This is a genomic window from Psychrobacter sp. CCUG 69069, from assembly GCF_021023115.1.
Lineage (GTDB): Bacteria > Pseudomonadota > Gammaproteobacteria > Pseudomonadales > Moraxellaceae > Psychrobacter > Psychrobacter namhaensis.
Map to the genome: position 1 here is coordinate 454,025 of NZ_QQAI01000001.1, position 8,606 is coordinate 462,630.

General features: G+C 44.5%; 6 protein-coding genes and 1 other RNA gene. 4 read left to right on the forward strand and 3 right to left on the reverse strand.

Annotated features, from left to right (window positions below; translation table 11 throughout):
• The first annotated feature begins 205 nt into the window (after window positions 1–205).
• From DVY93_RS01865 to DVY93_RS01875, 3 genes are all read left to right on the forward strand, one after another.
• Window positions 206–841: a response regulator gene (locus tag DVY93_RS01865; RefSeq protein ID WP_193006557.1), complete on the forward strand. Its 636-nt coding sequence runs from the start codon at window positions 206–208 to the stop codon at window positions 839–841.
• A 39-nt stretch (window positions 842–880) separates the two neighbouring features.
• On the forward strand, window positions 881–2,662 hold the full coding sequence (locus DVY93_RS01870) for a sensor histidine kinase (protein WP_230708630.1): 1,782 nt from the start codon (window positions 881–883) through the stop codon (window positions 2,660–2,662).
• Between the two features lie 90 nt (window positions 2,663–2,752).
• The gene (locus tag DVY93_RS01875; RefSeq protein ID WP_230708632.1) at window positions 2,753–4,471 is read left to right on the forward strand and encodes a sigma-54-dependent transcriptional regulator; all 1,719 of its coding nucleotides are present in this window, start codon (window positions 2,753–2,755) and stop codon (window positions 4,469–4,471) included.
• 48 nt (window positions 4,472–4,519) lie between these two features.
• On the opposite strand, the gene DVY93_RS01880 is transcribed toward DVY93_RS01875, so the two are convergent.
• A complete protein-coding gene (locus DVY93_RS01880; RefSeq protein ID WP_230708635.1) occupies window positions 4,520–5,920 on the reverse strand; it encodes a S41 family peptidase in 1,401 nt (466 codons plus the stop codon).
• Window positions 5,921–6,320: 400 nt separating this feature from the next.
• Entirely contained in the window at window positions 6,321–7,979 is a 1,659-nt protein-coding gene (gene gpmI, locus DVY93_RS01885; protein ID WP_230708637.1) for a 2,3-bisphosphoglycerate-independent phosphoglycerate mutase, read from the reverse strand.
• 231 nt (window positions 7,980–8,210) lie between these two features.
• Between gpmI and ssrS the strand changes: the two genes are divergently transcribed.
• A non-coding RNA gene (gene ssrS / locus DVY93_RS01890) (6S RNA) lies at window positions 8,211–8,406 on the forward strand.
• Window positions 8,407–8,511: 105 nt separating this feature from the next.
• Here the strand turns inward: ssrS and DVY93_RS01895 are convergent.
• On the reverse strand, window positions 8,512–8,606 hold a 95-nt coding region (locus DVY93_RS01895; protein WP_230708675.1), incomplete at its 5' end, for an IS3 family transposase.

Sequence of the window (8,606 nt, forward strand, 5' to 3'; positions counted from 1 at the left end):
AACATCTATTCACATTTCAGCAATATAAGTTAACTTTAGATGGCTAATCATCTGTCTTTTGCTGTATTAGATAGAAATGTCTATATAATATCTTAGCCGTATTTTACGTTTTCAAACAATAAAAAATCAGCAGATGCCTTGGGTTTCCTTGTCGTTTAATATGAATAAAAAACCTTCATTCTGACAAATAGTAAAGAGTATCGTTATGATTAAAGTACTAGTAGTAGATGATCATGATTTGGTTCGAATGGGTATTAGTCGTATGTTGTCAGATAGCGCTGATATAGAAGTGGTCGGCGAAGCAGACAGTGGTGATATGGCTATTAAGATGGCCAAACAACTGCGTCCTGATGTGATTTTACTTGACGTCAACATGCCCAATATTGGTGGGCTTGAAGCAACCAAACGTTTAATCCAGCTTGATCTGGGTATCAAAATATTGGCCGTTAGCAGTATGTCAGCGCAGCCTTATCCTTCCATGCTCATAAAAGCGGGCGTCAATGGTTATATCACCAAGGGCACGCCACTTGACGAGATGATAAGAGCGGTCAAAAAAGTCTATCAAGGGAGTCGTTATTTTAGTCAAGATGTCGCTGAACAGTTGGCTGATGTTTTACTGTCAGATAATGCCAGCTCACCTTTTGACTTATTAAGTGATCGCGAAAAGCAGGTGGCAATGATGGTCGTCAACTGTCAAAGCCCGCAGCAAATAGCAGATCAGCTGTTTGTCAGTGTCAAAACCATCAATACCTATCGCTATCGTATTTACGAGAAAGTCGGGGTGGATAGTGATGTTAAGTTGACACATCTGGCGATCCGTCATGGTCTGATTCAACCGTAACTATTTAGTTAGCCACCCTTCTTTTCTTACGGTCATTTTATGAAGTCTGCCACTCGCCTCGTCTCTGCCATTACTCATTATTTGCATCGCGATGATACGCTATCTCTATCACAATTACGCAGATTAGGGCTTATTTACAGCAGTTACCGCTTCATCGTTAGCCTGTTCTCTCTGCTGATGGTATATATCACGGCTCACGCTGATAACAGCCTTTCTCTACCAAGTTTCTTGCAACAAACTGCCCTTAGCTTTTATGTCCTGCTTAGCCTCATTTTACTGGGGTTGTTTTATGTCGTTAATCAACAGATGCGGCGACAATTAGCTTTTGGATTGGCTTTAGATGTCATTATCCTAAGCCTGTTGCTGTATACGGCGGGTGCGCCTGATTTACAACTGACCATGCTTTATATGGTGGTGGTCGCAGCGAGCTTTATGTTGCTCCACGGCTCTCAAGCGTTAGTTATCACGCTACTCGCTATTATTTTTGTCATTTATCAGCAATTTTTTTATGCCATTGCCAATAGTATGAACTTGGCCAATTTGGGTGATGCTTTGCTCATGTCAGCCAGTTTTTTAGCAGTGGGCGGTTTGAGCTGGTCTCTTTCTCAGCGTTTAGTCCAACTTGAAAAAGTAGCAGCGAAGAGCGCGAAAGAAGTCGAGCGCCTACATGTCATCAACCAAGAAGTCATCACGCAAATGGTCAATGGCGTCATTGTCATCGACAAACAGCAGATCGTCTTAGCAAACCTTGCAGCTCATCAATTACTCAGCATCGCACATAATCCATCAGTATCGTTGCCTCACGTCTCCTCTTTTGACACAAAAAATTCGCAGAACAACCACCGCAATGCGCGTCTATTTAACTTTCAACAACAACTCAACAAACAACATGCGCAGCTGTTTAAAGCCTGCTTATCAGTAGCAGCTGGTCAGTCCCGCACCTTTACTTATGACTTGCCCGCAGGGACAAACGCCTCTGTACTCGATAAACTACGGGTACAAATCATTCCGTTAAAAGATGACAGTAAATTACTAATACTAGAAGATTTACGCCGCGAACAAGCCAGTGCCCAGCAGTTAAAACTGGCTTCTTTGGGACAACTAACGGCCAGTATCGCCCATGAAATTAGAAACCCTTTGGCTGCTATATCGCAAGCCAGCCAGCTGTTGATGGAGGAGGTTACAGAAAGTGAAGCAGACAGTCATGTTATGACGCACACCGCAAATAGTGATGCGACAGGTAATCATGAGCTTTATCAAATGATCTTTTCGCAAACAAAGCGCGTAAACCGTATCATTGAAGATGTTTTAAAACTGTCCCGCCAGCAAACAGCAAACCAGCAGTCGATTGTACTGACTGAATGGATGCCAATATTTTTAGAAAACTACTTTCAAGGACATGATGTTTTTTTACGACTAAAAACAAACCCAACCATCTCATTCGATACGCACCAATTGGAACAAGTTTTAATCAATTTAATCAATAATGGCTTACGTTATAGTAGCTACGCCCACCCTCATGCTTATGTGGAAATCGAAATTTATTGTGCTGATAACGATGTTATAATTGACATATTGGACAGTGGTACTGGCGTGCGCCTCGAGGATTTACCCCATTTATTTAATCCGTTTTTTACTACAGATCAAGCAGGTACAGGGTTAGGACTCTACTTATCACAAGCATTTTGTGAAGCCAATCAAGCGCGTTTGCTCTACATTCCAGAACATGAAAAAACCTGCTTTCGCTTGATAGCTCCTGTTGTTCACTCTGATAAGCATACAAATAATGTTGAAAATAATGCTAGTAAAGGTGTTTTTTAAGTATTAAATCCGCTCTATATCGAGTACTTTGTCGTTAGGGCACAGTGGTCTTTTACTATTTTATAGCTAATGAATACGATGAGATAATGTATGACAACAACCGCGCTAGTCGTTGATGACGAAGTGGATTTGTGCCGATTAATGCAAATCACCTTGACCAAAATGGGCATCAAAAGTGATGTGGCTTATACATTGGCGCAGGCAAGGTCGTACTGGCACGAAAACAGTTACGATTTTTGCCTAACCGATTTAAAGCTACCTGATGGATCAGGACTGGAGTTGGTCAAAGAAATCAGCAATAGCTCTAGTACGCCTATAGCCGTTATCACTGCCTATGGCAGTATGGATCTGGCCATTGAAGCGCTAAAGCTTGGGGCTTTTGACTTCGTTAATAAGCCACTTGAGCTACCACGCCTACGTCAGTTGGTAGAAAATGCCCTAAAAGTCATACAGCAAGACAACGTCGCGAAATCCACGCCAGAATGCTCACCTGAGCAAAAAATGTTAGACAGTCGGCTGATCGGCGATTCAGCCGTGATGCTTCCTATCAAAAATACCATTCTCAAACTCGCCCGCTCTCAGGCGCCTGTGTTTTTATCTGGGGCTTCAGGTACAGGTAAGGAAGTCGTTGCCAGTCTGATTCACGATTTAAGCCCGCGCAGAGATGGTAGCTTTGTTCCGGTGAACTGCGGGGCAATCCCCTCGGAGCTGATGGAATCAGAGTTTTTTGGTCACAAAAAAGGTAGCTTTACTGGTGCTGTCGCTGACAAGCAAGGACTGTTTCAGCAGGCCAATGGTGGGACGTTATTTTTGGACGAGGTGGCCGACTTACCTTTGGCAATGCAAGTAAAACTCTTACGCGCTATCCAAGAAAAGACGGTGAGAGCCATTGGAGATACCAAAGAGACACCAGTCGATGTGCGTATCTTATCTGCAACCCATAAAAATCTGAACCAGTTGGTGCAGGATGGTACGTTTAGGCAGGATTTGTACTATCGTATCAATGTGATCGAACTGAAGCTGCCCACGCTTAATGCACGTCGTGACGACATTCCTGTTTTGGCCGAGCATTTTTTGTCAATGATCACTCACGAATGGCAGTTAGACACCCCGCCGGCATTGACGGTCTCCGCCCGCGAGCGCTTGCAACACCATAATTTTGCGGGCAATGTCCGTGAGCTGCGTAATGTGCTGGAGCGTGCAGTGACCTTAGCAGAAACGTCACTCATTGAGGTGAGTCATTTGGGCCTTCCCGATCTTGAAACAGACATAAGCCATCAACTTGCCGAGTCCCAAGGCCAAAGTGAAGAGACCCACCTTAATAAGATGCAACGCTCTGATCCTAAAGCCGCCGACCTGATTGCTACTCAATCGACAGAAAACCAAGAAACAACCGTTCAGTCTACAGAGCGTGTAACAGGGATAAACCCTAAGCCAGTAACGACTAACTTACACCCTTATCGCACGAATACTCAGCACTATCCTTCCATGATACAGCGGCCAACCAGTAGCCAAGTAGAAGTGCCAAATAACGCAACCGGGCATAGTGTTCAAGCGCCCACCACGCCTCACCTCACTCAGACAGAAGGGGAAGAAAAAGGCGTCCCAAGCAAAAAGGTTGACGATCAATTGCCCCTGCGCGGACTCGAGCATCACCTACAAGAACAAGAAAAACAGCTGATTATTACCGCGCTTAAAAAAACTGACTGGAACAAAACCCAAGCAGCCAAACTACTGGGAACGACTTTTCGCTCTTTACGCTATCGCATGAAAAAGTTGGAAATCGCTGAAGATCAGTCTGAAGAGTAAGTTAAAACATGTCACTTCATGACGTACGGTTAAATGACGGCTACTTAGTCACAGTTTAGTCACGTTGTCTGCTATCGCCTGACTTTTTTCAACAGGCTTTCGGACAAAACGTACGCCCGACTCAAGCGCTCGCTCTTTTAGTAAGTCGAGCGCTTGCTGCTCCCATGTACTCTCACTGCCTTGTAACATCATGTCAGGCGCTACCCCGATTCCATCTATTTTGCCACCTGAGGCGGTCATATAGTTGGCGACGGTTAGCTTGACGGCTTGCTCGTCATTCAACGGTATGACTGACTGTACAGACCCTTTGCCATAGCTGACCTCACCCACGATAGTGGCGCGCTTTTGTGCTTGTAAGCTGCTGGCCAAAACCTCTGCTGCTGATGCCGAATAACGATTTTGTAAGACAACTACTGGCAATGACTCGAGTAGCGCCTTGCCTTGAGTCGATAGCGTGCGTGATTTACTTTGCCGACTTTTTACTTGTACCACATCGGTATCGCTCATAAACAAACTGGCAACGCTCACCGCTGATGTCAGTACACCGCCTGGATTATCACGCATGTCCAACAAGATACCTGAGACAGGGGCTTCTAGATTAATTAAGCTTTCCAGTAGTTTTTCACGGCTGTTGTTTTGAAACGCAGGTAATTTGATCACGGCAATGCCATCCACCAACTTTGCCTCAACGATTTGAGGATGGCTGTTGTTTCGCTGTAAAGTGGTGGTATGTTTACGGCGACCAGCTTTAGAAGTCACGATGTCCACTTGCGTGCCAGCAATCCCTGTTAAAAGTTGTTCAATATCATTGCTTTCTTTATCTTCATCTAGTTTAAACTCAGCCACTTGATGCAGATAGTCGCCAACTGCGATGCCTTTTTTATCCGCAGGTGAGTCATTGATAACCTCTGTAATGACCCAATAGCCAGCTGCTGGCTGATAAGCGACCTTGATACCAATGTCGCCCACATCCCCTTCTGTAAAGGCACGCAGGTTGTCATACGCCTCAGCATCCAAAAACTCCGCATGACTGTCGAGCTTTGTGAGCATGCCACTCATTGCGTTGTTGAATAACTCTTCATCATTGACCGCATCTACGTATTCACGGCGGACCAAATCCACCACTGCGACAAATGTCTTGAGCGTCTCTGGTGAAATAGCATTTAATGACACTTGGCCGACCTCAAGGGGAATGGCTGTATCGATATCACCCGTTTCATCCGTTAAAGCGCTCTCATCTGCCACACTGTCTATCGAATCGTCAGACGCATCTGCCGCATCTAACATATCAGCGATATCCGACAAGTTATCCATATCGTCTTTAACGGCTGTCTCATCAGCGTTTAGGCTAATCAGTTGTAGGCTTGCCGTGGGACTGGTCGTGTTGGCCGGTGCTTCTGCTGCTTGGGCGTGCATGTTAGCAGCAGCCAACCCGAATAACCCTATCATTAATGCTCGCTTAGATCTTGATGAGCGAATGAAATAGTGAGGATGCATAAGAGAACTCATTTAATAGTAGAATACGTAAAATTGTTATTATCGATACGTTTATGAATATTACCTTATAAGATAGCATCAAGGGTATCAATATGAGTCCCCAAAGTCTGTTCGACTTTGTCAAACCGGTTTAGGCGACTAGATACGGCTCTCCCTTTGTTTTTTTGCTACTTAAAATGTTGGGTTTGCTATAAATGAAGCAAAAAACATCGCAAAAAAGGGAAGGATAACCAGTACCCTTCCCTTTTTTATAATTTCTAGTAGCGTTCACAGCTAAGCGTTCACATATAATTATCGCATAATAACCACACAGTCATCGCGTAGCCACCGCAAAAACACGAGCGTGCTTGACCTACGATGCTGGTAACAACAGACTCTCACCTGTCATTTCAGATGGGATTTCGACATCCATCAATGTCAAAATAGTCGGTGCGACATCGCTCAGCTTACCACCACTCCGCACTTGTAACGCTTTTTCACCAATATAAATCAGTGGGACGTGTTCAGTAGTGTGCTGAGTATGGACCTGTCCACTTTCATAGTCTTGCATCTGCTCACAGTTACCATGATCTGCTGTAATAAGCATATCACCCCCCGCTGCACGTACTGCTGCCTCTACGCGACCAATACAAACGTCTAATGCCTCTACCGCTTGCACAGCAGCGTCAAATACACCAGTATGCCCGACCATGTCACCATTGGCGTAGTTCACGACCAGCACATCATACTTGCCCGACTCAATGGCAGCAACTAGCTTATCGGTCACTTCAGGTGCGCTCATTTCAGGCTGCAAATCATAAGTAGCGACGTCTGGCGAGGGCACTAGAATACGTGTTTCACCTTTGTACTCTTCTTCACGGCCGCCACTAAAGAAAAACGTCACGTGGGCGTACTTTTCTGTTTCAGCGATACGCAGTTGGGTTTTACCCTGATCTTGCAAGTACTCGCCAAGCGTATTGGATAACGACGTTGGATAATAAGCGATGCTGGTTTTAGGATTATTAGCCAAAACATCGGAATATTTCGTTAGCATCACGAAAGCGGCAAGTTTGGGCTGCTTATGGCGGGCAAACCCAGAAAATTCATGATCTGGTAGTACGAAAGCTTGAGCCAGCTCACGGGCGCGATCTGCACGAAAGTTCATAAAAATTAGAGCGTCATTATCATCAACGGTATATGGCACCTCATCACGACCAATCACGGTCGTAGGATTGATAAACTCATCAGTTTCGCGCGCTTTGTATGCTGCTTGTACCGCTCCATCAGCTCGGGTTGATAGACGATCCGCCTTTCCTTCAGTGATGAGCTCATACGCTTTTTGTACCCGATCCCAACGATTGTCACGATCCATTGCATAATAGCGTCCAATAATACTGGCAATCTGCACGTGACCATTTTCATAATGCGCATTCAACTTGTTAATATGCGTACGTAGGCGATTGATATACTTATCAGCGGATTTTGGCGGGGTGTCGCGACCATCTAAAAAGCAATGTACAAAGACGTTTTTGGCGCCGTGTACCAATGCTGAATGGCACATGGCTTCGATATGATCTTGATGTGAATGCACGCCACCGTCTGATAGCAGCCCCATAATATGTACGTTGCCGCCAAGCTCGTTTGCCGCTTTTACAGCATTAACCAATGCGTCGTTTTTATAAAAATCACGATTAGCCAGCTCATTAGATATACGAGTTGAGTCTTGGTAAAGCACACGGCCCGCACCCAAGTTCATATGGCCCACTTCTGAATTACCAAACTGTCCATCAGGCAATCCAACGTCTTCTCCTGAAGCAGATATCAACCCATGCGCATACTGTTGGTAAATTTTATCCAGATTTGGCATATTAGCCGCTGCAATGGCATTATCCTTATCGTCTTCACGATGTCCAAAACCATCTAGTATCATTAAGACATGCGGCACTTTTTTATTTTTCTCACTATCTTGCTTATGATTGAGATGGGCCTGACTATCATCGATAAACTCTGACTGTTGTTGGTTGTTGGACATGGATTCCCGCTCCTCAAGTGAATGAACGCCTATAATGCTGTGTTAGGATGTTGAAAGCTCTCTATATTAACACACATCTTGAAATAGCTGAAAAATTGACCTATTAAGCCATTAAACATTTGTTTCTTATAAACATATTTATTCACTGACAGTTCATCCTACTCACGGTTAAAGCCGCGTATCATTCTGTAAATCGTACTTGCAATCACCAACTTCATTGGTTAAGATATTTATATTCTGAAGTGTTGGCTAGTAGATGTTTATTCCCTGAGCCGATAATGCTTTACTAGGATGTGGTACCTATTACCTCATTGTGTATGCCTGCACCGCTTGCGGTGTATCAGGAAACCTGCCGAGGTAGTGACGCATCCGCCCTGAACTTCACGGTTCATGGGTCACCATCTTACGGCGGCACTTCGGTTGTTATATTCGGTTTGTAAATATACTCTCTATTATCAGTGTATTTATTACCACTAAAAAGCCCCTTTTGCTAATGGCAATGAACTGACCCCCAAAACTTGGACGGTTTAGTTTAACCCAAGGACTGAGTTCTGTATTGCACAGGGCTCAGTCCTTTTAGTTTCAATTGAATACGCTCATGGTTGTAATAATGAATGTACTCATGGA

Excerpts from the sequence above, each read along its gene's own strand:
- DVY93_RS01865 (WP_193006557.1), top strand. The coding sequence starts at position 206 with ATGATTAAAGTACTAGTAGTAGATGATCATGATTTGGTTCGAATGGGT.
- DVY93_RS01870 (WP_230708630.1), top strand. The coding sequence starts at position 881 with ATGAAGTCTGCCACTCGCCTCGTCTCTGCCATTACTCATTATTTGCAT.
- DVY93_RS01875 (WP_230708632.1), top strand. The coding sequence starts at position 2,753 with ATGACAACAACCGCGCTAGTCGTTGATGACGAAGTGGATTTGTGCCGA.
- DVY93_RS01880 (WP_230708635.1), bottom strand. The coding sequence starts at position 5,920 with ATGATAGGGTTATTCGGGTTGGCTGCTGCTAACATGCACGCCCAAGCA.
- gpmI (WP_230708637.1), bottom strand. The coding sequence starts at position 7,979 with ATGTCCAACAACCAACAACAGTCAGAGTTTATCGATGATAGTCAGGCC.